Annotated in this window: 18 protein-coding genes and 2 pseudogenes; 2 read left to right on the top strand and 18 right to left on the bottom strand. The window is 56.4% G+C overall.

Going from position 1 to position 23,051, the window contains the following annotated elements; genetic code table 11:
• The first annotated feature begins 109 nt into the window (after positions 1-109).
• Positions 110-898 carry a MurR/RpiR family transcriptional regulator gene (locus C9I57_RS30695; RefSeq protein ID WP_199189659.1) on the top strand — a complete coding sequence of 263 codons (789 nt, stop codon included), beginning with the start codon at positions 110-112 and terminating at the stop codon, positions 896-898.
• Between the two features lie 177 nt (positions 899-1,075).
• On the opposite strand, the gene C9I57_RS30690 is transcribed toward C9I57_RS30695, so the two are convergent.
• The 12 genes from C9I57_RS30690 to C9I57_RS30635 form a co-directional block, all read right to left on the bottom strand.
• Complete coding sequence (locus C9I57_RS30690; protein ID WP_107154280.1) at positions 1,076-2,164, bottom strand: dipeptidase; 1,089 nt, start codon at positions 2,162-2,164, stop codon at positions 1,076-1,078.
• Positions 2,165-2,253: 89 nt separating this feature from the next.
• Entirely contained in the window at positions 2,254-3,369 is a 1,116-nt protein-coding gene (locus tag C9I57_RS30685) for a muconate/chloromuconate family cycloisomerase (protein WP_107154279.1), read from the bottom strand.
• A gap of 30 nt (positions 3,370-3,399) precedes the next feature.
• Positions 3,400-4,065 carry a GntR family transcriptional regulator gene (locus tag C9I57_RS30680; RefSeq protein ID WP_102607386.1) on the bottom strand — a complete coding sequence of 222 codons (666 nt, stop codon included), beginning with the start codon at positions 4,063-4,065 and terminating at the stop codon, positions 3,400-3,402.
• A 127-nt stretch (positions 4,066-4,192) separates the two neighbouring features.
• Entirely contained in the window at positions 4,193-5,068 is an 876-nt protein-coding gene (locus C9I57_RS30675; protein WP_107154278.1) for a transporter substrate-binding domain-containing protein, read from the bottom strand.
• 41 nt (positions 5,069-5,109) lie between these two features.
• Entirely contained in the window at positions 5,110-5,880 is a 771-nt protein-coding gene (locus C9I57_RS30670) for an ABC transporter ATP-binding protein (RefSeq protein WP_399279034.1), read from the bottom strand.
• Positions 5,881-5,885: 5 nt separating this feature from the next.
• Positions 5,886-6,611 carry an ABC transporter permease gene (locus C9I57_RS30665; RefSeq protein ID WP_107154277.1) on the bottom strand — a complete coding sequence of 242 codons (726 nt, stop codon included), beginning with the start codon at positions 6,609-6,611 and terminating at the stop codon, positions 5,886-5,888.
• A complete protein-coding gene (locus C9I57_RS30660) occupies positions 6,611-7,333 on the bottom strand; it encodes an ABC transporter permease (RefSeq protein WP_107154315.1) in 723 nt (240 codons plus the stop codon). The genes C9I57_RS30665 and C9I57_RS30660 overlap by 1 nt, the downstream gene beginning before the upstream one ends.
• A 74-nt stretch (positions 7,334-7,407) precedes the next feature.
• Positions 7,408-9,093, bottom strand: coding sequence for a hydantoinase B/oxoprolinase family protein (locus tag C9I57_RS30655; protein WP_107154276.1), 1,686 nt, complete (start codon positions 9,091-9,093; stop codon positions 7,408-7,410).
• Positions 9,090-11,180, bottom strand: a complete 2,091-nt coding sequence (locus tag C9I57_RS30650) for a hydantoinase/oxoprolinase family protein (protein WP_107154275.1) — start codon at positions 11,178-11,180, stop codon at positions 9,090-9,092. The genes C9I57_RS30655 and C9I57_RS30650 overlap by 4 nt, the downstream gene beginning before the upstream one ends.
• 755 nt (positions 11,181-11,935) lie before the next feature.
• On the bottom strand, positions 11,936-13,066 hold the full coding sequence (locus C9I57_RS30645; RefSeq protein WP_107154274.1) for a porin: 1,131 nt from the start codon (positions 13,064-13,066) through the stop codon (positions 11,936-11,938).
• Between the two features lie 350 nt (positions 13,067-13,416).
• Complete coding sequence (gene hisG, locus C9I57_RS30640; RefSeq protein ID WP_107154273.1) at positions 13,417-14,124, bottom strand: ATP phosphoribosyltransferase; 708 nt, start codon at positions 14,122-14,124, stop codon at positions 13,417-13,419.
• Complete coding sequence (locus C9I57_RS30635) at positions 14,121-15,242, bottom strand: ATP phosphoribosyltransferase regulatory subunit (RefSeq protein WP_107154272.1); 1,122 nt, start codon at positions 15,240-15,242, stop codon at positions 14,121-14,123. Before C9I57_RS30635 ends, hisG begins: the two co-directional genes overlap by 4 nt.
• A 665-nt stretch (positions 15,243-15,907) precedes the next feature.
• On the opposite strand from C9I57_RS30635, the gene C9I57_RS30630 reads away from it, so the two are divergent.
• Positions 15,908-17,305, top strand: coding sequence for an MFS transporter (locus C9I57_RS30630; RefSeq protein ID WP_107154271.1), 1,398 nt, complete (start codon positions 15,908-15,910; stop codon positions 17,303-17,305).
• 72 nt (positions 17,306-17,377) lie between these two features.
• On the opposite strand, the pseudogene C9I57_RS33885 reads toward C9I57_RS30630, so the two are convergent.
• From C9I57_RS33885 to C9I57_RS33535, 6 genes and pseudogenes are all read right to left on the bottom strand, one after another.
• Positions 17,378-17,506 (bottom strand): annotated as a pseudogene (locus tag C9I57_RS33885) (IS3 family transposase); the annotation flags it as partial.
• Between the two features lie 27 nt (positions 17,507-17,533).
• Positions 17,534-17,683 (bottom strand): annotated as a pseudogene (locus C9I57_RS33880) (transposase); the annotation flags it as partial.
• Positions 17,684-17,799: 116 nt separating this feature from the next.
• Positions 17,800-19,239 carry an MmgE/PrpD family protein gene (locus tag C9I57_RS30620; protein WP_107154269.1) on the bottom strand — a complete coding sequence of 480 codons (1,440 nt, stop codon included), beginning with the start codon at positions 19,237-19,239 and terminating at the stop codon, positions 17,800-17,802.
• A gap of 284 nt (positions 19,240-19,523) precedes the next feature.
• A complete protein-coding gene (locus C9I57_RS30615; RefSeq protein WP_107154268.1) occupies positions 19,524-20,363 on the bottom strand; it encodes an ABC transporter substrate-binding protein in 840 nt (279 codons plus the stop codon).
• A 305-nt stretch (positions 20,364-20,668) separates the two neighbouring features.
• Entirely contained in the window at positions 20,669-21,079 is a 411-nt protein-coding gene (locus C9I57_RS33540; protein ID WP_440130261.1) for a porin, read from the bottom strand.
• A 144-nt stretch (positions 21,080-21,223) separates the two neighbouring features.
• On the bottom strand, positions 21,224-21,373 hold the full coding sequence (locus C9I57_RS33535) for a hypothetical protein (RefSeq protein ID WP_223258765.1): 150 nt from the start codon (positions 21,371-21,373) through the stop codon (positions 21,224-21,226).
• Positions 21,374-23,051 lie beyond the last annotated feature (1,678 nt).

The raw sequence follows: 23,051 nt of genomic DNA, 5'->3' as shown, positions 1-23,051 counted from the left end.
TCGCGTAAGCCGCGCCGAACTCACCCGATCCGCGAAGTCGTCGCCTCAAAATACGGCGGGCTCCACGTCTTTGCGGTCGGAGCTCGAGCGGAGGCTTGAGGGTCAACGCTTGACGCCCGCCCATCGCCGTATCGTTCAAATTATTGTCGACCATGCGTCGGACATCGGCTTTCTGACGAGCATGGAACTGGCCGAACTTGCCAACGTCAGTCAGCCATCCGTCTCGCGCTTTGCCGTTGCTCTTGGATTCGACGGATTCCTGGAAATGCGGCGCGAACTGCGTTCTTACTCGGAGCCCGCGTTGGCCGCTCCAGTGGAGGGCGGCAATAAGTATCAGCTTGCCGCCGTAGCCGAGGCTCGGAATGTTGCCGAACTCGTCGAAGAGCTCGGGGATGCGGAGCGGATTCGAGCTTTCGGCAAAGCCCTCGCCAACTCGAAGCCGCTGCCCGTTCTTGGTATTCGCGCTGCCGCGGGCCTTGCCACACAATTCGGCTATTTTGCATCCAAGGTGCATCCAGACATTCGCACCATTGTCCATGGTGGATCATTCGCCGAAGACCAGCTGGAACAAGCGCGCGACGCTGGCGCTAATTGGATGCTTGCCTTCGCCATGCCGCTGTATCCGCGGGAAACCATCCACGCACTGCAGTACGCGAAACAGATCGGCTTGAAGATCGCAGTAGTTTCTGACACCGCGTTCCGCGCGCAAGGGGAAATCGCTGACCAATTGCTTACGGCGCGAATTCATTCAAGACTTGTATTTGATTCATGCGCTGCCGGAACTGTGCTCGTTTCGGTACTGCTGGATGCCATGTGCGACGCAATGCCAGAGCGCGCTGAAGCTCGACTTGAGGCGGGCGACAGGTCTTCGCTAAAACGAAAAGTGTTTATCCGCTAATAAGCCGCAATCACGGGGCGGGCGGACCTGAGCCATCTGATTCAAAAGTTCGCGCTACGGGAACCAGAACCAACCCTCTGGGAGATGGCAACGACCGCGTTCAAGTACAAGGTCGCTGCCGCAGCGGAGGCGGCGGCGCCGCTTGCCTGGTTCTCAGGGACGCCCACTGCAATATGGTTAATGGCCCCAAACTTGACGCAGGACGCGAAGGTAATTTTCGCCCAACACTCCGCGGATGTCAGAGTGTTTCCAGCCTCGACGAAGCAGAGCGTTGGTGATCCCAATGAGATCAGCGTGACGGCGAATGTTGTCTGGATAGGGATCGTAACGATCTGTATGCCCAACCCCGAACACCTCAGGGTTGGTTTCCCGCCAGAACCTCAGGCTCGATTCCGCCGGCGTTTCGTCGGAAGCAAGCCAAGTCGAACACACGTCTGAGCCAATGCCAAGGTGCTGTGGTCCCACCAACTCAGCAACATGCTCCATATGAATGGCCACGTCATCGAATGTGGTAGGTTTAATCTCGTTTGTCCTCGGGTCCCTCTTTAAAAAGCTCGAAGCGAGGCAAATCCCAATCAATCCACCCGTAGACGCGATGCCCTTGATTTGGTCATCTCGAAGATTACGTGGGCTATTACAAATAGCATCGGCATTGGCGTGCGTTGCGAGAATCGGTGCGGCGGCGTTGGCAATCGCAGAATCACGCGTAGGGTTCGCGCAGTGAGAAATGTCGACTGCTACTTTTGCCCTCTCCAATTCCGATAAAACTTTAAGACCAAATCTCGTCAACGGTCCCTGTACTCGCTCACAGCAACCGCTGCCGACGAGGTTCTGGTCGTTGTATGTCAATTGAATTACCTTAACGCCAGCTTCTGCAAACTCCCAAATCATATCCAAATCGTTGCCGATCGGCGCCACGTCCTGAAAGCCAAATGCAACTGCGCATAAACCTTTCTCACGCGCAGCCAGCATGGCTTCTACGCTAGAAGCGAAACAAAGGGCATCCGAATTCTCGCGAACGATTTTCTTGTATTTTGTGATCCGGTCTCGTGCCTGATGTCGGTCGTGGGGGTAGTGCGCTACCGTGACGATCCCAGCGTTAAGGCCGCCGTCAGCCGCCTCGCGCATGCTTTCGGGATTGTCAAGCGATCCCCATAGCATAAGCCCATCAATGAAAAATGCGTCTGCGTGCAAACGCCTGGCATCCTCACTCGTAGGCAGTGAGGAAGGGCCTCGTCCAATGCCTGAGTGTTCTTTAGCGGTCATAGATTTCTCCTACGCATGATCGACGTGTCCATCATGCGGGTCATGTAGTAGGCTAGCGTGCTTCGCTCCGGTATTAGCGGGTTAGAACACTAGGATTTGTTAGAGAGTTGTTCGACCACATGCCAGTCGACCTCGACTCCGAGACCTGGCCCAGCGGGCACCTCGATATTTCCGTCTCGGTACACAATTTCCGTTGACAGGACATCGGAGCTCATCATCAGTGGTCCGGGTAAAGCAGCCCCGTAAGACATGTCCTTAAGTGCGGACGCCGTCTGGAGATACGCAGCCGTCCCCAGCCCGGTATCCATCATGCAGCCCATGTAATATGGCAGACCCGCCGCATCCGCGACCGAAGCGCTTTGTAGTGTTCCCAATATGCCTCCGGCCTTTGCCAACTTCAGCGCAATCATGTCCGCTGAAGCGCTGCGAATGATGTTGATGACGTCGTTGGCATTCATTGCCGATTCGTCCGCCATAATGGCAACACGGCCCTGTTGCTTCAGACGCGCCATCCCGGCCAGGTCACCTTTCGGCAAGGGTTGCTCAAGGACCGTCACCCCCAAATCCTGAAGCCTTGGCAGCGCCCAGTTTGCGGTCATCTCGTTCCAGCCCTGATTGGCATCGAGCCGGATCTGGAAGTTCTCCGGAACGTTGCGCATCAGCGTGCGAACCCGCTCGAGATCGGCTGCGGCATCAACGTGGCCAACCTTCACCTTGAAGCGAGAAATTCCAAACCGCTGGTTGACCCCCTGCGCCTCTTCGATTTCCTGTTCAACGACGCCCGATGCCAACGACCAGACCATCGGCACACTCGGACGCCGCCGACCGCCCATCAGTTGTGCAGCAGGTACTCCAAGCGCCTGGCCGGCGACATCAAAGCACGCCATCTCAATCGCTGCGCGAGCGAAGGGATTGCCACGCACGGCTTTGCTCATGACGGCGGCAATGTCCGAGCATTGAAGCGGATCCCGTCCGATGACCGCGGCAGCGAGGTATTCTTCGATCACCGCACGTACAGAGCTGACAGACTCTTCACTCCACACGGGCCCGCCGGGAATCGAGGCTTCCCCTGCCCCAATCAATCCCTCGTCCGTTTGCAACCGGACGATGACGGAATGAGCACCGTAAAGCGGCCCGGAACTCAGAGTATGATTCCGTCGGTACGGAATGCGGATTTCAAATGTTTCGATAGCAGCAATCTTCATAGTTGCAGTCACCTCAATAATTTTGTGACCCTAAGGACGGCCGCATAGGTCTGAGCCTCGAGGGCCTAGAACATGGCGCCGCATCGTTTCGAGTAACGCCTCACGATTCATGTCCGCAAGGAGCTTGACCATATCGAAGTGCTCTTGCGCGGATCGAGCAAGCATCACGGACGTATTGTTCTCTCGCTGGACTGCCACCGGAATTCGGTCGCGCAGGTCAAAAATCATCTTGACCAGCTCGTCATTAGGGCAGTGACGAAGTAGCCGATGATGAAATGCCCTATTGCAGTCCTCCTGCTCTGCGGCAGTGCCCGAAGCGACGGCGTCGGAAAACGCCTGTGCCAACTGATTAAGAACGAAGATTTCGTCGGCATCCGCTTTCCCAATGACGGATTCGACTGCAGAGGCCTCTAGAATCGCCCGAATCTGCCGAACCTTCTGCAGTCGCTCCTGCGTGAAGACCTGGACCCGGTAACCACGGTTAGGAATAGATTCCACCACGTCTCGTTCGACCAGGTGTTCCAACGCTTGCCGCACATCAAGACGCGAATGGCCATATGCTTGCTCAAGCTCCACCTGCTTGAGCCACGCGCCTGCTCCAAGACGACCCGAGCTAACATCGCGCTCGATCATGTCCGCCAGCTCGCGAATCCGGAATCGCGCTCCACGTTGTCCGTTGCTTGGTAACTTGCTCATACTTCTACGTGTGTGAAAGAGCGGTCATAGTGACATGTTCGGTTTTGCTGAAGCCGATTCATCCGGGGGTATTGCGCTAGTGAGGAAATCCGGTGCGGCGACAGGAAAACATAGGCAAGGCCCGAAGCTATTGCGCCGGGGTCACATCCATGTGGAACGTCTGCTCGGAAAGCCTCTTGATGGTACCGTCAGCCTTGGCCGCACGGATAGCTTGATCGAACATGGCTTTCAACTGCGTGTCGCCCTTGCGCAGGCCCACAGCAGATCCCTTCCCGATCACGCCACCCTGGAAGCATGGACCTGCCAGCACCATGTTTTCATTGCCTGGCTTCGCGGCAGTTCCCTGGAGCGAATCCTTTGAACCAAGCACCGCGTCCACTCGCCCGGCTAGCAAATCCAGGTCACGGGGCTCCTGCGACTTGTACTGTCGGACCGTGACTCCCTTGAGATAGGTCTTTCCAAACTCGACTGACGTGCCGGCAGCTAGCGTGCCTACCACTTTTCCCGAAAGCGCAGCCCTCACTTCAGAAAGTGCTTTCTCGGACGCCGACGCATCGCCCAGTGGAATTATTTTGTCCTCCAGCGGCAGTTTTTTCGCGACCTCACTACCCTTCAACGTTGCGAACACATAACAGAGCGATGCGTATGGGACCGAGAATGCAATTGCCTCTTCGCGCTTCGGCGTAACCGCCAGATCATCGATGATTGCATCATACTTTCCGGCGTTCAGCGCCGGGATCATGCTGTCGAAAGACTGCGCCGTAATCGTGCACTTGACGTGCATCCGATCACAAAGATTGCGAGCCAGATCGATCTCAAAACCGGCGAGCGTCCCATCGGGCTTGGTGTAGTTCCATGGTACGAATCCGCCTTCCGTGACAATTCGGACTTCCTTGGGAGGGGTTTGCGCAATAGCTTGTCCGAACAACCCCAAAGCGACGATGGCGGCGGCCGTCATAGCGAGGAGGATTGAGTGCGAGTGGTGTTTCCTCAAATTTTTCATTTTCCTATCCTGCAAAGTCGTTGATAACGGAACAGCAACGGCTATCCAGCCAAAAACTGCTGAAGTCGCACGGAACGGCCGGAACCGAACACTTCATCGGGGGTTCCTTCTTCCTGGATGGTCCCGCGATCCACGAACACCACGCGGCTCGAGACCTCGCGGGCAAACCCCATTTCGTGAGTGACAATTAGCATCGTTCGGCCTTCCTCTGCCAGCCGGCGCATCACTCGCAGGACCTCACCAACAAGTTCCGGGTCTAACGCTGACGTCGGTTCATCGAATAGCATCAGCGAAGGATGCATCGCAAGCGCACGAGCTATCGCCACGCGCTGCTGCTGACCGCCGGACAGGTGCGCTGGGTAGAAGTTGTCCCGATTCGATATTCCGACTTTTTCAAGAAGTTCACGGGCCTCCTCGATGCATTCCTTGCGCGGTCGACCTTGTACATGGATGGGCGCCTCGATAACGTTCTCGAGCACCGTCATATGAGACCACAGGTTGAAGCTCTGAAACACCATGCCAACACTTGCACGGATGCGGTCGATCTGCCTATGGTCGAAATGCCGCTGTCCCTCCGGGTGGGCGTTCGACAGCTTAATTCGCTCACCGGCAACCACCACTTCGCCCGCATCAGGAACCTCCAGCATGTTGATACAGCGAAGCAGAGTGGATTTGCCTGAACCAGATGAGCCAAGTATCGAAATGACTTCGCCTTCGCTCGCTTCAAGCGAAATACCCTTAAGTATCTCGATCTTTCCGTATTGTTTCCTGATATCCGTGAGTTGCACAGCCTTCGGACAAGGCCGATTAATGGAGTTCATACCGTCTTTCCCTCAAGAAGTGAATCTTGTTCAATCACCGGAGCCCGCAAGTGAGGGCTGAGACGATGCTCAATCCGTCGAACGGTCCGAGTCAGGAGGTAACTAATGACAAGGTAGATGATCCCTGCCGACATGTAGGCCTCGATCGGACGATACGTTTCATTAGCAATGGACGATGCGATACCGGTTACATCCATGAGCGTTACAAGCGATGCCAACGACGTGGCTTTCACCATGACGATGATTTCATTGCCGTACGCCGGCAATGCTTGTCTGATCGCGATCGGGACAATGATCCGGCGCAGCAGTAGGGCTCCTGACATTCCGCACGCACGCGCCGCTTCGAGCTCGCCTCTACGGACAGCCTGCAACCCGCCACGAATAATTTCGCTTGCGTAAGGAGAATCGTTGATGACTAGGGCTACGAGAGCACACCAATACGGCTCACGCAGGAAGGGCCATAAAAAACTCTCCCGAATGGCATTGAATTGACTCAAGCCGTAATAGATCATGAAGATCAGCACCAGCAATGGCACACTTCTAAACAGCTGCACGTAGAACCAAGCAAAAGCCCGAACAGGCGCCGATGGCGACATGCGCAGCAAGGCAATGATGAAGCCGAGTAGTCCGCCGAGAACCACACTGATGGCAGCGAGCCCAACCGTGAGCGGAATGCCAGGTAGCAGTTGAATAAACGTCTGATAGATGAAGGTCAGGTCCATTACGCCCTCGCTGCCACGTTGCGTGAGTAATGACGTTCGAATCGCTGAATAGCGAGAGTCGATACGGTGCACAGGGCAAAATAGATGAGTGCAGCCGCGGCATAAAAGTCGAATGGCAGGCGTGTGGATCCGGAACCGACCTCAGTCTGTCGCATCAGTTCTGCTAGACCGGTCACGGAAAGAAGCGACGACTCCTTCAATGCACTGAGCCAGATGTTGCCCATTCCGGGCAGCGCATAACGCAGCGTGAGCGGGGCGACTATTCTTCGAAAACGCAACCCACGCCTCATCCCGCAGGCGCGCGCCGCCTCAATTTCTCCCTTGTTGACCGCGTTGAAGCCGCCCCGTAGCACTTCGGTGCTTTGAGCTCCCGAGATGACGCCGATCGCGATTGTCCCCGCAAGGAATCCGGGAAAGTTGACGAAGCCCGTTGATCCGAGGAGTGGCTTCAACCACGTCAGTACCGCGCTTCCACCAAAATAGATGATGTAAATTATTAGCAAGTCGGGTAGTCCGCGGACGACAGTGGTGTATGCGTCAGCGATGTCGGCAAGGGGTCTGCGCCTCGCCACCTTTGCCCACGCGCCGAGCGTTCCGAGGACGATGCCAAGCAGCATTCCACTTGTGGCAACGGCCACAGTAACGGCCGCCCCACCGAGCAAAGTGAGACCCCAGCCTTTCGGCCCGAATCCAATGACCTGTATGAAGTTGATCTGATTCACGATCACTAAGTCCTAATAGACGTCCGAGCTTCGCAATCAGGGCCGCCATAGTTGAGGACGACGGCCCCCGAGCGTTACAGCAACGAAGGGTCGAGCCCGTAGATGTCTACGGCAGCGGCCTTCGAGATTCGCTCCTCCTTCAAGTCGCGAAGCACGAGCTCCCGAGCCCGCCGCTTGGGGTCTCCATAACCGCCTCCGCCAGCCGCGACCATCCCGATCGACTGGCCGGGCTGCAGCACGCTCTTGCGCCTTTCGAGGGGTGGCGCATTCTTCGGCATTTCCACCCGCGCCGGGCTGCCACCGTGCCCGCCGAAGATGCCATACGGCGAGAGGCGGCTATTTGTACCGCCGGCGGAAATCGTCGCCACGTGATCGAGAATCCGCACTCTGCGTCTCATCGTCATTCCGCCTCTGTGCTCGCCTGCGCCGCCGGAGTCCTGCACCAGTTCGTAGCACTCCACCATGACCGGGTGCTCGGTTTCCAATGCCTCAATGGGCAGGTTTGCCGTATTGGTCGTATTGACTTGAACTCCGTCAAGCCCATCTTTATGTGCACGGGCGCCCATCCCTCCACCCTGCATCTCGTTGTAGACGTAGAAGCGCCCGGTGCGCGGATGGGTTCCGCTAGTCGTCAGTAGAATCCCGCCAGTGGACGCAGCCACCACGCGTTCGGGCAGCACAGGGGCCAAGGCTGCGAAGATCATGTCGACGAGACGCATGGCGATGTCCGTGCGGCTGTAGACGGCAGCAGGAGGCGTGGAATTCAGGACGCTTCCCGCAGGTGCCGAAATGTGAATCGGGCGGTGGAAGCCCGAATTGGCCGGTATGTCAGGGTCGACAAGGGCTTTGACGGCGAAGAAGACCGTTGCTTGGAGCGCGGTGAAAACCATGTTGATGGGCGCCCGTACCTGCGTGGGCGCATCCGGAAAATCGACGAACAGCTCGTCGCCTCGCACGGTAACGCGAACCTTCAGATTGAGAATGTCGTCGATGAGATTGGTATCGAATTCATGCTGAAACTCGTACACGCCATCCGCAATCTGCGCAATGCCGGCTCTGGTTCGCCGTTCCGTGTAGTTGAGAATCTCTGCTGAAGCCTCTTCCACTATGTCGCTGCCATAGCGTTCACACAAATCCTGGATGCGCTGCACACCGAGGCGATTCGCTGCCATCTGTGCCCGAAAGTCGCTCTTGCGCTCGTGAGGCACCTGGCAGTTCAGCAGGATGAGATCCATCACATCATTTTGAAGCACCCCCTCCTTATACAGTCTCACGGGTGGGATGCGGAGGCCTTCCTGAAAGATATGCGCGTGACCGCGGTCAACAAAATCCGAGTGATGCGCCAGATTTGCGACCCAGCCCACCAGTTGCTCTCTGAAGAACACGGGCTCCATGAGCACGATGTCGTTCAGGTGCGTGCCGCCCCCCGTGTAGGCGTCATTGCCGATGAATACATCGCCGGGTCGAATCGATGAGATGTCGTGTTGCTCGAGCACGTATCCCGCGATGCCAAGCAGCGAACCCAGATGGATGGGAATATGTTCAGCTTGCGCAATCGTGTTCCCGGTCCTGTCGAAGAGTGCCGTAGAGCAATCCTGTCGTTCCTTGATGTTCGTGGAGTATGCTGCGCGGATAACCGCCTTACCCATCTCCTCGGCAATAGTCGACAACGCGCTTCCAATCACTGCGACAGTGATCGGATCGAGCTTCGAGGATCTCACGTTAGCCAATGTGACGGTGGCCGATTCGCTAAAGTTCATGAACGCTCCTCGATAATCAGGTTGAGGAAGGAGTCTACGCAGGCGGTCTGGCCGGGAAGGACCAATGTCGTCGAATCCATTTGATTGATAATTGCTGGCCCATCGAGCGCGTGCCCAGGTCCTAGTGTTTCGCGGTCGTACAGCGGACAATCAGTGAAGCCTCCCGCCTCAGGAATCCATACCCTGCGAGTGCCAACCATTGCGTCGGCCGCCCGCGTAGCGGCGTTAGGCTGAGGCCGAAACTCCGCCTTTTTAACTCGCCCAACAGCATTGACACGCAACGTCGTGATTTGGACGGGTTCGCCGTCGGCAACATAGCCATATGCGAGTTCGTGTGCGTCTTCGAACGCTTTCCGAAGCTCTTCAATTGCGTGCGCGTCAAACTTGCCTCCGGGACAGGGCACAGTCAATTCGTATCCCTGACCACCGTAGCGCATGTCCACGGTGCGAGTGACGACTCTGTGCTCGCTCTCGATCTTCTCTTCCTCGAACCACTGCGAAATGTGACGCTCCAGCTCTTCGAACCCTTGCGCCAGACTGGCACCGCTTGCGGTGTCAAGTGGTAGAAGGCGGGTCAACGACGTCGAGGTACGCAAGTCAGTCAAAAGAAGGCCGAGCGCACACATGATTCCGGGGTATTTTGGAATGACGATTTTGGGCATGTCGAGCGCCCGCGCGAGTCTGGACGCGTGAATCGGCCCTGCGCCTCCGAAACCGAACATTGCGTAATCGCGCGGATCATGGCCTCGCTCCACTGAAACCACACGAATCGCCTTGGCCATATTGGCGATGACGACACTGATGATTCCTTGTGCGGTCTCCATGACGCCGAGTCCAAGGCGTTCGCCAAGTTTGCCGATCGCTTCCTTTGCCTTAGCCTGATTGACGGGCAAGCGTCCGTCGAGCAGCGCGACCGGATTCAAAACCTGAAGTACGACGTTCGCGTCAGTCACCGTCGGCTCATCGTCGTTGCCGCGCTCGAAGCAGATCGGACCCGGGTCCGCGGCAGCGCTCCGAGGGCCAACCTTGAGCAGGCCACCGGCGTCAACGTACGCAATGGAACCGCCGCCTGCACCGACCGTATGGATATCGAGCATCGGGAGCTTGAGCGGGTGTCCATGGACAACCGCTTGATTCGACATGATCGGCGCACCATGCTTGATAAGCGAAACGTCTGTCGATGTCCCGCCCATATCGAACGTAATCAGGTTCGGGAATCCAGCAGCTTCCGCGATAGCCAGAGTCCCCATGACGCCTGCAGCCGGCCCCGAAAGGACTGTGCGCGCCGGAAAACGCTGCGCTGACTCGGACGAGATGATGCCGCCGTTCGACTGCGTAAGATGCACGGGCGACCGGACACCAATTTCGCAAAGACGTGGCTTGAGCCGCTGCAGATAATGCTTGATGATCGGACCGAGGTAGGCGTTGACGACCGTAGTCGAGAACCGCTCGTACTCGCGGAATTCGCGAGCCACTTCGTGTGAAACGGTGACGTAGGCTCCGGGAATCTCCTCCTCGATAATTCTTCGTGCCCGCAGTTCGTGCTCTGGATTGACGTAGCTGAACAGAAAGCACACGGCGATCGACCGGATGCCTTCCTCGCCGAGCCTTCGTGCGGCAGCACGGACCGCATCTTCGTTGAGTTCCGTGAGTATCTTGCCATCGAAGAGCGTACGCTCCGGAACTTCGAGCCGTCGGTCACGCGAGACGATAGGCTTCGGCTTTTCGGTCTGCAAGTCGTACAGCGCGTCACGTTTTTGACGGCGCAGTTCCAGCACGTCGCGAAACCCCGATGTCGTGATGAGGCCCGTCTCGGCGCCGCGACCAACGATCAGGGCATTGGTCGCAACCGTCGTGCCGTGACCAAAATAGTGGACTTCGGCGTCTCGGCCCGACCTTCTGCACACTTCTCGCAGACCCTGCTCAACCGCATTGGCAATGCCGAGCGATGGATCCTGCGGAGTGCTGCTCACTTTCCAGACAAAGATGTCGCCCTGGCCTTCATCGAACATACAAATGTCGGTGAAAGTCCCACCTGAGTCCACGCCGACGCGCAAGCGCAGGCGGTCATCGTTTGAACTGAGCATTACGAATGCGCTCCGTAAAAAATACGTGATAGTCGTAGTTCACGAATGGCGTCCAAATTGGCGCCAATATTGTTACAAAAAAACTCAGCAGTCTAGTCGCGGTCTCCCTGAGATCCGGGCCGAGCTCTGCGGAGTCGGCAAACCCGCGCAACGGTGACCACCGCGCGTGCACCGCTTTATCGACTTGGGGCTGCAGCGGCATTCTGATTTTCCTTCGAAGCGAGTTGCTGGCCGATGGTCGGCCGGCGTGCTGCCTTTTATTAAACAGATGAATCAGAGTTCTCCTCGATCGTCGCGACAGCAGGAAGTCATTTCCGTGCTGCGCTACCGACGGGTTCGCGAGGCCACAGATCGAAAGCTTAATTCCACTCTATGGTTTAAAGCATAAATTTATTCATTCAGACTCGGAAGAGAGTTAACCCTGAGGCGATCGCCGACGCAGTGCATCCAGACGAGTCTGCGGATAAACGAGGAGAAGGTAGCGCACCCTCGAGCCATGAGCGGACCGCGGTAGACTCGTGCGACAGCAGAAGCCGCGGAACCGCCACGCGCACGTGCCGCGTTTCCCAAGGGCCTTTAGCTGTGCCCTCTTTCTTTGGGCTGCCCGGTCTTCCGGGCAGCCCTGCGCTGAGCGTTCGGCTCTTTGCAACGCAACTCAGCCGTTTTGGGGCGGATGTAAAGTTGCATAGACTGCGCAATCGCGAAAACGGCGCCTTCATGCTGGTCTTATTTCCGCCGCATCTATGAATCACCATTTAGAATCGGTGACGCATTCCGAGAAATACCAGTGTCTGGCTTGCGCTGCCAGCCGCAGGGTATGAATCAGCGATCACTGCTTGCGCTTTCCCTGCACCATTTTGACCGGATGCGTGTCCATACGAAATGGATGCGTACACATCAGTTCGTTTGGATAACAGGTAGTCCGCCGCTACTGTTGCTTGGTTGTAGGTAGCCGACGAATCTCCATGAGATTTCATAATGTCATAGCCTATCTGTGTTACGACGAAGGGGGTGATTTTCCAGACGGCGTACACGGAGACATTGTTGTACCGCTCTGCGTTCCGGAACTTCGAGTAGGCATCGCGGAGATATTCAGAGTAGCTATAATATCCGCCGAGCGTCACGGAGCCGATTGAATATTTTGCGCCGATCCGCGCGATGTTGATCGCCTTCGCGGAAGCGTAAGCGCTGTTAACCGGGCTAAAAAACAAGCTTCCGAATGTGGATGTGCCACGGGTCGATACAGTAGGATTCCCCTCGTCTGCATGCAAATAGCCACCTGCCAACGCAAGCGGGCCAGCGGTGTACGACAACGCTGCGCTGTACGACTGACCCGATCCCACGGAACCGGCTATGCCGCCGAGCGCGTAGGTAGCCGCCGCCTGAAAGCCGGACCAAACGGGACTCTGCCACTTTACAACGTTGTTAATGCGTGCGTTCGTGTCGGCGTTGTCCACATCCCCTGGGGCGGTGAAGTAGTAAAGGTAGTAATTCGGCTGAGTGGGGAATACGAGATCCGTCAGCGCATCGTAATTGCGTCCGAGTAGGATCGCTCCGTAGTTGTCTGACTTGATGCCCACAAAGGCCAAGCGACCAAACTCCGCTCCGCCCTGCTTGAATTTTCCGTTGTTGATATCGAAGCCATTCTCCAACTGAAATACCGCTCGAAGCCCGCCGCCCAGGTCCTCTACCCCTTTAAAGCCCCACTTGTTTGTCCCAATTTGCCCTCCCTGGAGGCTCCACTGCTGGCTCTTCCCTCCTGTGTTGTGAACGTACTGAATCGAATTGTCTAGCGATCCATAGAGCGTTACGGAGCCTTGGGAAAACGCTGGAGCGCAGGCACCGAGGAATCCGACAGCCGCGAAAATTGTCTTACCACGAATCATTTCGACCTCCTAAGTATTTTTGTAACAGCCAACTTTGCACGGCGTCGCGAGACCGTCAGGAAAATGTAACCTCATGGCGCATGCGCTCCGGCGTACAGCTGTGCGCCGACGGCCACGATAGTAACAATACATAAATAAAACTCAAGCATGAAATTATTCATGCTTGAGTTCGGGCAGTGGTAGGTGCAGCCGGAGGGCGTTCGCCACAGCCCTCTTCGATCGTAAGCGCCCGGCGAAGGGATCCGCGGGCGTCCTCGCTGCTAGTCAAACGGCGGCAGTCGCCCCGCGATCCGGTGGAAGCGCGGCGATGTCGTCGGCGCGCCCCGGAGCGACCCAATCGAGCATGTCTTTCAGGTAGGCGGAGGGATTATTGAGCTCAGTCTTCCAGCAATCTCCGCGATGAGAGTCTGATCGACTTCTGCTTGCCTCATTCGCGAAGCCACCAGGCACGCCTGGGAGCGTAGGATGACTCCATCTTCAAGCACTTTCAGATGATTCGCCATCAGGGTCGCTCTCGTCGTCGTAATGTCTACGATTGCGTCGGCGGAGCCTGCTGCAGGAGCGCCTTCCGTGGCCCCGAGACTCTCGACGATCCGATAGGCTTGCATGCCATGCACACCGGAGAAAAAGTGTTGAGTTAGCCGCCGATATTTCGTCGCGATCCTGAGCCGTCGGCCGTGGCGTTGATGGAAATCCGCTGCGACATCGTCAAGGTCGGCCATCGTCATGACGTCCAGCCAAGCCTCCGGAACAGCAACAACGACATCAGTCCTTCCAAAGCCAAGCCGTGCGACGATCTCCATTCTTGCCTTCCAGTCATCACGGCTTTCGAACAAGAGATCTTCGCCAGTAATGCCTAGATGGACCGCGCCACATGCCACCTTGACCGCGATTTCGGAGGCCTTGAAGAGAAACACCTCAACCTCGTCCCTACCAATGAGGCGAGTCTGGTATTTGCGTGGGTCAGGCTGCCAAACCGGCAGTCCTGCTTTCGCGAGGGCATCCATAGTCTGGTCGTTGAGTCGCCCTTTGGAAGGCAATGCAAGTGAAATTCTCATTGCATCCTCTCCCGGCACTGGTCGATTTCGGTAAGCAAGACAGAGAAGCCAACAGCTGGAATGGGTTGTGGAGCTCCGAGCAGGGTGGCCAAACGATCATATCGCCCGCCGCTGGCCAACGGTCTGTCGTTTCCGGGTACCTGGATCTCGAAGACGAGGCCCGTATAGTGATCGAGAGGTCGACCGAACGATGCATCCCACGTCACTTCTTGCAAAGGTACAGCTTGTTTGTCGATCACCTCCGCACGTTTAACGAAGTTGTCGAACGCTACTCCCAACGTCAATCCTGCCGACTTCGCGAAGCGAGCTACTTCGTCAGGTGCTCTCTGGAGAGGAACACGGATCGAAAGAAAAATCTTCAACACATCAAAAGTAGCCTGCGGCACTCGAGCGCTGGCGAGTTCTATCGTTTCAGTAAGGCGTGTTGCGATCTCCTCCGGCGGGCGCCCGGCAGTGGGTGACACGCTCCCGAGTGACATGATGTCCTTGATATAGGCCGTTAATGCGTCTGAGTGTCCTCGTGCGAGGAAAGTCTTAAGCGCCTCATCGATGTACCTCTCCGGCATTGGAGCTGCGAGCTTCGCAAACATCGCTTCAAGTCGGACAGGCGCGCCGAACGCCCGTATCAACCGCTTTTGCCAGCGGCCTGGGACTTCGAGTGCAGCAAGCACCGCTTTGAAAATCGCTTGGTCACCAATGATCGTCGCATAGTCGTGACCAAACAGTGTGCCTTCGAGCAAGGCATATGCATCCGCGATCGAGCGTGCATCGGCGGTCGCGGCATCCGGATCGCCGATGTCCACTAGGCCGGCCTGCAGCAAACCATCGCGGCTTGCCGGACGCTTGCTGAAAGTTTCACCGAAATAGGCGTAGCGCCGCGGGATCGTCGCTCCGCATCGCAAGTGCTCCAGGCATACAGGTATCGTGAAATCCGGTCTCAAGCAGAGTGTCTCGTGGATGTCGCTCTCAGTCAGAAAGAAGTAGTACCGCTGCCCCTCACCCATAACGTCAATGAATGGGTCTGCAGGCTGAACGGTTGCTACTTCGACAAGCTCGGCACCGCGGCTCGCGAAAAGCTGGCGGATAGTTGGAGCGATGGCAGCATATTGAGCAGGCATTGGTATGTTTCCAGTAGCTTTGATTGCGGCTGAGGAAATTTCCGTATTGTCTTTCCTGACGGATTCTCAAAATCGAGCAGTCAACTCCGTGCTGGGCCGAGTCTTGCGACGACGTCTCCAGCATGGTGCTGTGTCGCAATAGCAAGCATGGACCGCGCCAAGCACAAGTTTCCTTAAATCAATGTCCTCAATGCATCAATGTCAAAAATTCGACATAGTCAGTCGTCCATCTAACGAATTCCCTGATCAGACATCAGCGGAAGGCATCACAAGGAGCTCCCTGCGATGCCCCGCAGCCAAATTCTTGGTCGCAGTTGATCCCGTCCCTCCGGATTCGATATCGCACTAACTTTGATGAATCAAAATTCCTCAACGCTAGTGTGATGTGCTGCAACTAAGCATGCTATGCGGGACGACCATATCCGGTGACTTACGCGTTGTCTGGTTTGTCCGAATTGTCGAATCAATGACGTCAAATAATTGACAAAATCCCGAACGCCCGCTCGACTGAATCATCTAGTAACACCAAGGAATAAGCCTCACCGGCAATTCTTTGGTGTCTGGCGCAACATTTGCGTCTGCACAGTCACAAATGCGGTTGAATCGATGTTTTGACGATTGGCCATTGCAATCCTTCAAATTGCCTGAACACCAACGATAACTCAATGTTCGTCGACCAGAAATCCCTTATTGCGCCCCTAGTCGTCGCGTGCGCGATGTTCATGGAAAGCGTTGACGCGAACGTGGTCGTTACAGCTTTGCCAGCTATGGCGCACGACTTCGGACACAATTCGGTGACGCTAGAAATCGCGGTGACAAGCTATGTGCTCGGTCTCGGCGTCTTCATCCCTGTATGCGGCTGGCTCGCCGACCGCTTCGGCGCGCGCACAGTGTTTCGCAGCGCAATTGGCATATTCATGGCGAGCTCACTGCTTTGCGCGGCGTCGAATTCGCTCGCCGCCTTCACGTTCGCGCGTTTCGTGCAAGGCGTAGGCGGCGCGATGATGGTGCCAGTCGGTCGGATCATCTTCTTGCGCATGGTGCACAAAGCCGATGTCATTCGATCGATGAATCGTCTGAGTATGCTCTCGATGTTCGGCCCCGCGGCAGGCCCGTTGCTCGGCGGCTTCATTACAACATATCTGCACTGGCGCCTGACCTTCTTCGTTAATTTGCCGATCGGCGTTCTCTGCATGTACCTGACGGACAAGCATATCCCCAACATAAGCGTGCGGCACCCTGGACCACTAGACTGGATCGGCTTTTCCCTTTCGGCGGCGAGCATCGTTCTGTTTCTCCTTGGGCTGTCGCTAATCGGCGGCGAACTCGTTTCCAACCGCGACGCGCTTAGCATGTGCGCGATCGGCGCCGCGCTTCTCGTCATCTATGCCGCGTATGCACAGCGCACGAGGATGCCGCTGCTGGATCTTCGCTTCTTCAGAATAGCAACGTTTCAGGCAAGCGTGCTCGGCGGATCGCTGTTTCGCATCGGCCTTGGCGCGTTACCGTTTCTGTTGCCATTGATGCTGCAAGAAGGGCACGGCATGAGCGCGTTTCAATCCGGCCTGATCACATGTGCATCCGCGTTCGGTAGCATATTCACGTGCACGGTAGTCTCCCGAGTGCTGCGTCGCTACGGTTTTCGCTCGGTGCTGGTGGTAAATGCCATGCTGTCTGGCGTTTCTATGGCGGCATGTGGACTGCTTTTTCCTGGCATGCCGACGTGGATCATCTGGGCCGTTGTGCTTCTTAGTGGCTTTTTTCCGGCGCTTCAATTCACGAGTCTGAACTCGCTGGCCTATGCGGACATCGCGAGCCGCGATGTCGGGCGCGCAACGAGCCTCGCCAGTCTCATGCAGAAGATGTCACTCGGTCTCGGCGTGCCGGTCGGCGGTATGGCACTACAGGCTTCGAGGTTGGCGCACGGGCATGTAGTCGTCACATCGTCGGATTTCTGGCCCGCATTCCTGATGGCGGGATTGTGCTCGTTCGCGTCGATTCCCCTCGCGCTGCGTCTGCCGCATCACGCTGGGGAAGAAATCTCGCGCGGCAGCCGCAGCTGACGCACGCGTGGTTCCTCACGACTTAGATCGCCTGACGGACCTGCCAATCGGTTGCGACGATAAGTCATGCCGAAAGACGTCTGCACGTGCATCATTGCGTGCGATAGACGCTGCGACTGAGACGCTCAGTCTTGAGCGTGCTGAAGAGGCTATCCATCCAGCGTTGTCCCAACAATCACCGCGGCGGCTCATGCTGCAAGTGCAGTCCACAGCAGCCATTTCCATGGCGCCGCCGCGCTCGGACTGCACCCAACGGCGCCACACGCTGTGATCAACACCCAGTTCCCGCGCGATACGCGTCACCACGGCGCCTGGCTCGTTACATAGCCTGACCGCTTCGCGCTTGAACTCGTCGGTGAAATGTCTTCTTGTGCTCATTCTCGTTTCTCCGGACTACATCATGCCGTGTGATGTGTCCGGTAAACTGGGGGAAGGCCAGTCCTCCGCTACCACGCTCAGCCGGCTGCTTCACCATGAGTGCTTCTTACCAGCCCTCAGGCATCGTTTTGGTAAGGCTCATTAGCTCGAGACCGCGTCGCTCTCGCTGTCAAGGCCCGCACCGGAAATGCCTTATCCGCGGAACGGATGATTTCCGCAAGTCCATGAATTTTTACGTCATCTTTGCCAAGGCCTAACCCACGAGAGGCGCACATGCAAAACTTCGTTAGCAACGCCGAATGGCTCAAGGGGTGCTCCGGAGAGCCAAGAGGATGCGAGACCAGCCGCCGAAACTCACTATCTGAACCGCGAACGACCACTTCTGCGGCATAGAGTGTGTCAGGCAAGCTCTCATCGACGTGACAAAAAACTCTTTCAGCCAGTGTCAGCACCTCTGTATCGGGAAAATGCACCAGAAAATCATCAAGTGACACGGCTCCGCGCAACCAAGCAAGAGCCGCCACATAGGGAGCACTAAAGCGTGCGGCAATGATATTTTGCGGTCGACGCCTCGACTCGACGGGATCAACAACGCGAGCATATGAAAGTTTAGGCAAACCGATATCGATTCGGGAGATATCGGAACGGTTAATTTCGGACTGTGATCGCAAGGACAACACGGCATCAATCACCCCGTGCGTGAAACGGCAGGTCGGGTATGGTTTGATGCTTGCACCTATGATCTCGTACCTAGTCCCAAGGTCATCGACCAACGACTCCAGCGTGAAGTCGCGAACATAGAGCGGTAGAAATCCGGCCGGTCGATCCAATGCGCCTCGCGGAGCGCTCATCCCGCGCTTGACAAGGTCGACGGCACTAACGCCAGCCTGAGCGCCCCAGCCAGCCTGCAAAAACTTGGAGCCAGTGCCATCCTGTTCGGCAAGCAGATGTCCAGCCGCAAAACTGGTCGCCAGACCCAACGATTGCTCGACGTCATCCGCAGAAAGCTTGTCAATAACCGCAGCCGCGCCGACAGCTCCAAAGATGCCGCACAACGTGGTGAAATGCCAACTCGGCTCGAGAGCCCAGTTGCGGCGCGACCGGCAACAACGGGTCAGCCGGCAGGCGACTTCATAACCGACGACAATCGCCGTCAATAATTCTCCAAGCGTCGCGTTCGCTCTCTCTGCAGCAGCGAAAGCCGCAGGAATGACACAAACTGACGGGTGCAATCCCGCCATGTCGTGACCGTCCTCAAATTCCAGCGCGTGCGCGGCCGTGCCATTCGCTAATGCCGCGAGCGGCGCGGCAGCAAGAATATCAGTTCCAAGCACTGTACAGGATTGCGACGATTCATACTCAGAAACATACCCCTGCGAAACGCGGGCAGACGATTCGGCTGAACCACCTATCATGACGCCAACGCCGTCGAGTAAGTGTCGACGCGCCGCGCAGATGGCCTCTTCAGGCAGTTCCGTTTCTCTAGCGGTTGCAATGAATCTCGCCAAGATCGTCGTGACGGACAGTTTTACGTTCGCTTCAAGTTCAGGTGTCATTATCTGGATCTCATTGGTCAAAGCATTTATGTTTCGCTATTCCGCACATGTTTCAGATCACATAGGCTCTCGGCTTGAGGGCGGCTATCGCAATTCCGCTAGGCGTGTTAATGCAGTGAATGGTTTCAAATGATAAGCGCCAGTGCAAATAGGCTGTTTAACACGGTACGTATATTGATTCGTGTACACCAGGTCGGACCGGCTGGTTAGCATTCGCGGGAATGACGCCAGCGATTGGACTGTGCGGTGCGTCGCCTGTCTTGCAGATGACTAGTGCCTCTTTGTTAAGGACAAGGATTGGCGGAATTACAGGTAGTGACGCCTTTTTCGATCCCCCAGCGCTTTATCAATCGCGCCATCTCTCCGGTCGCGTTCATTCTGTCAATTGAAGCCTGTACTGCGTTTTTCAGGGCGACATTTCCCTTCGGAATCGCAATGGAAATCGTTTTCGGGGGCACCGGTACGCCACCTATCGAGAATCGACCATGTGACCGCGACATGTAGTAGTTCATGACCACCGTATCAGTGGCAAGAGCGTCGACCCTTCCGAGGCTCAGATCCTGGAAGGCGACTGCATTCGTTCCCAGTTCAACAATGTCGATCGGAGGCTTTCCAATTGCCTTCAAATCGTCGCTGATATTGTGCAACGCCTTGGCATTATTGCTGCCGAGAAGTACAGCAACCCGTCTCCCCGAAAGGTCTTCGAACCGGGCCAAGTGTTTCGGGTTACCGGTTGGAACCAGCAGGCCCGAGCCAAACCTCCAGTAGTCCACAAACTCATACCGCTGCATGCGCTCCGGCGTTCTACCGATACTGGCGACCGCCAGGTCGCACTTTCCGGTGTCCAGAGCTGCAAAAAGACCGGAGAACTGATAGTTGTCGATCTTTGCTGCAACCTCCATCGATGAAGCAATATAATTCATCATGTCAACGGCGGCGCCCTTCGGCGTCACGCCATCGTCCGCGATTCCCTCCGCTGGCGGATTCTCAAGATCCGAACAGAATGTCAAGACCTTCTTCGCCTTGATCGATGCGGGTGCCTCAACCGAGGCTCCCGCTACCGCCCATGATTGAGCACTCAGCAACACCGCAGTAGCGACAACAAAACCTTTGATCCGACGCATATTTACTCCTAAATGTGTTAGCGCTTTTTGCTTCGTTTTCCCCACAGGCGCATTCGACCGCTCGATAGCCGTTCGCCGCTTTTGACGACGTCGACAGATGTTTCTCGCCCCGGCACCGTCACGACTGTTCCTCAGGTTGCCCGGTGTTACTTGGAATGGCACCGGCCAGGTGCAGCCGCCCTTCTTTCGCGGGCACCGACCTCAGGAGGATCGGTAAAAACCTACCCCTCCGCGGAAGGCGTGTGGTGAGGCCCAACAACCCCTCGCTGGTTCGAACGCGTCCAGGCTTGTTTAGGAAACTAGCGTCAGAACTTATGCGGGATGCCGACGCGCACATCGCCCTGCGCACTAGCCAGCGACGGCGTTGTGTACCAGCCCAGTTCTGGATTAACCCCTGACGAAGCCTTCACGAAATCGCCCGATAGATACACTGTGGTACGTTTGGACAACGAGTACTGAACGCCTGCCGAGACCTGATTCCACGTATGTCCCTGGAGGGTATCGTGCTGATAGCCTGCGGCCACCAACCACGCCGGAGTCAGTTGATACGTCGCCCCGCCTTCATAGACATGCATATACGACGTCATATTCTTGTGGCCAAGCTCGGTATTGGTGAAGTCGGCCATCACGGTCAGCTTGCCGATCTGGTAACTGCCACCGATCGCGAAAATCTTGTACGTATCGAGCACGAAGTTCGAGACAAGATCAGTCTCCACGTCGCGCGATACGGTCGCCACGGTCTGACCGAAGAAGACTGGCGTACAGACGCGATTATAAGGATCGACGGTGTATCCGGGCAGGGAGGCATATGCGACACCAAGACGCACCGGGGCGTTGGCATAGTTTCTGCAATGAAGCTTTTATAGTCGCATACACAGCGCGAAACGATGCACATACGTGATGCCATCGTCGATCAATCCGTACAACGTCACCGTACCGTCTGCCTGGGCATCGCCGACTGCCGAAGTCAATCCGCCAAATGCAAGCATCAATGCAACCTGCTTTTTCATCGCGACAATCCGTTATCATTTAGTATTCCTAATTATTACCAGAATCGGTGGATGAATTTCCGCATCGACACGGTGCACTCTTGTGGAACTGCGCCGCTCAGCTACGTTGACGGCAGCTTATGTTCTTCAAAAAAAAAGTACAATGCGTTTTTTGTTATTGAGCAAAAAACCTAGGGCATGTCCTGATCTGTCCTGTCGAGGTTGATCACGGATGGCCGCCCGCGCGCGGGTAGGCCGCCAACGTTGCGGCAGCTCCTCGCACATCAGTTGCGAAGAGCAACGCCTGAACGAAGGGCGCAGTCGTCCCGGCCGTCGGCTTACGCCGCTCCGAAGCTGTACGCTTCGCACTATGTTATTGAACGTGCGAGAAACGAATGGACGTCCAGTCATTTGTTGAGCAAGTCAGTGCGAGGACGATGCGCGGCATCGCGTTTGAGGTTGCGGAACTGATCCGCAGTGGCGCTATCCCGATCGTCACTCAGTTACCGCAAGAGGCGTGGCGTTCTGACTGATGCGCTCGCGGAGCGAGGGACAACGGTGTCGGGGCAAGATGCATTGTGAATCTGGCTTCCTGTATCCGACCAGCAATACGCTTTGGTAACGCTCGCTTCACGCGGGATTGCCGTTCGGCCAGGTTCACGGTTCCAGGTCACACCGAGACCGCATATCCGTGTCGCCACGAGCTTCGGGATGGACCAGGTAGATACGATTGCCGACGCTCTGGCGCAGGCAATCGGCGCACTCGACGGCCCGATCTTGCGCGGATGACGACTGGCGTTAGCGCCGGTGTAAAAGCGACGCTAAACGACGACGCAAGGTTGAGCGAATTGCTCAAGCACAAAGGGGCCGCGCGGGCCCCTTTGTTGTTTGCGCCATCGATCAGAACGGCGGCTCGATACGCCTCGGGCGAAACCGAGCTCGCGAGCAGCTAGTCGTTCTTGCGATTCCCATCCCGACAGTACACGATCCTCGTCTTCTCAGGATGCACCTCTCTAGGTCACAGGCCTTGGGACGCGCAAGCACCAATTCCTTTGCGTCGAGTTTATACACGACCTGCCGGAAGGCGAAATCTGAAGTAAAGCTCAATGTTTCAACGTGCCTAGTAACAGCGCGAGAGTTGCGCGCATGGCAGACGCCGCAGCCATGCAGGACTCTGCACTTTCAAGAACTGCCAGTGGGTCCCGAAACAAGTTGGATTAGTCACCATTATTACGGATACCATTGACGGGCCCTGCATCAATTTCTTCTGTTAGGCCCCGGTCCATTCAGATTGTTTTGTAGCGCTTGCTCCGAGGCATCGCCTAAGTATTTGGACATGTCGCATGTCCGACATTGTCAAATATGCAACATGGCGGATTGCCGTTACGAGGTGGCCTTGCAGCAATGCTTGGTTGGCGCGATCCCTGCTTATACTTGCCGCGCTGGACAGTACGGGCCGTCTATAGTTTCAGCCCCGAGCGGTTCGCTTCAGACATTTTGATCGATGCGTAGCCGATGCCACGTACATTATCCATTTTATTGCTCGGTATATGACATGTCCCAGAAGCAAAGAACGTTGAAAGAATTCGTGGCCGAGCTCAAGGCATTGACCGATGGCATGATGACCGTAGAGCCCAAAGAGATTGCCGATTTGCGCCTTGGCGAGATGGAAATCCCTGCCGGCAGCTACGGTCAATAC

Source organism: Trinickia symbiotica (assembly GCF_003028655.1).
In the GTDB taxonomy this organism is placed as follows: Bacteria; Pseudomonadota; Gammaproteobacteria; order Burkholderiales; family Burkholderiaceae; genus Trinickia; species Trinickia symbiotica_A.
Note: the sequence above shows the minus strand (reverse complement) of the source record. Positions and strands in the feature narration are given on the sequence as shown.

What these genes read in the sequence shown, in the direction of transcription:
- C9I57_RS33535 (WP_223258765.1), bottom strand. Translation starts at nt 21,373, where the DNA reads ATGAAAAAGCAGGTTGCATTGATGCTTGCATTTGGCGGATTGACTTCG.
- C9I57_RS30615 (WP_107154268.1), bottom strand. Translation starts at nt 20,363, where the DNA reads ATGCGTCGGATCAAAGGTTTTGTTGTCGCTACTGCGGTGTTGCTGAGT.
- C9I57_RS30635 (WP_107154272.1), bottom strand. Translation starts at nt 15,242, where the DNA reads ATGCCTGCTCAATATGCTGCCATCGCTCCAACTATCCGCCAGCTTTTC.
- C9I57_RS30665 (WP_107154277.1), bottom strand. Translation starts at nt 6,611, where the DNA reads ATGGACCTGACCTTCATCTATCAGACGTTTATTCAACTGCTACCTGGC.
- hisG (WP_107154273.1), bottom strand. Translation starts at nt 14,124, where the DNA reads ATGAGAATTTCACTTGCATTGCCTTCCAAAGGGCGACTCAACGACCAG.
- C9I57_RS30685 (WP_107154279.1), bottom strand. Translation starts at nt 3,369, where the DNA reads ATGAAGATTGCTGCTATCGAAACATTTGAAATCCGCATTCCGTACCGA.
- C9I57_RS30675 (WP_107154278.1), bottom strand. Translation starts at nt 5,068, where the DNA reads ATGAAAAATTTGAGGAAACACCACTCGCACTCAATCCTCCTCGCTATG.
- C9I57_RS30680 (WP_102607386.1), bottom strand. Translation starts at nt 4,065, where the DNA reads ATGAGCAAGTTACCAAGCAACGGACAACGTGGAGCGCGATTCCGGATT.
- C9I57_RS30630 (WP_107154271.1), top strand. Translation starts at nt 15,908, where the DNA reads ATGTTCGTCGACCAGAAATCCCTTATTGCGCCCCTAGTCGTCGCGTGC.
- C9I57_RS30655 (WP_107154276.1), bottom strand. Translation starts at nt 9,093, where the DNA reads ATGAACTTTAGCGAATCGGCCACCGTCACATTGGCTAACGTGAGATCC.
- C9I57_RS30650 (WP_107154275.1), bottom strand. Translation starts at nt 11,180, where the DNA reads ATGCTCAGTTCAAACGATGACCGCCTGCGCTTGCGCGTCGGCGTGGAC.
- C9I57_RS30690 (WP_107154280.1), bottom strand. Translation starts at nt 2,164, where the DNA reads ATGACCGCTAAAGAACACTCAGGCATTGGACGAGGCCCTTCCTCACTG.
- C9I57_RS30620 (WP_107154269.1), bottom strand. Translation starts at nt 19,239, where the DNA reads ATGACACCTGAACTTGAAGCGAACGTAAAACTGTCCGTCACGACGATC.
- C9I57_RS30645 (WP_107154274.1), bottom strand. Translation starts at nt 13,066, where the DNA reads ATGATTCGTGGTAAGACAATTTTCGCGGCTGTCGGATTCCTCGGTGCC.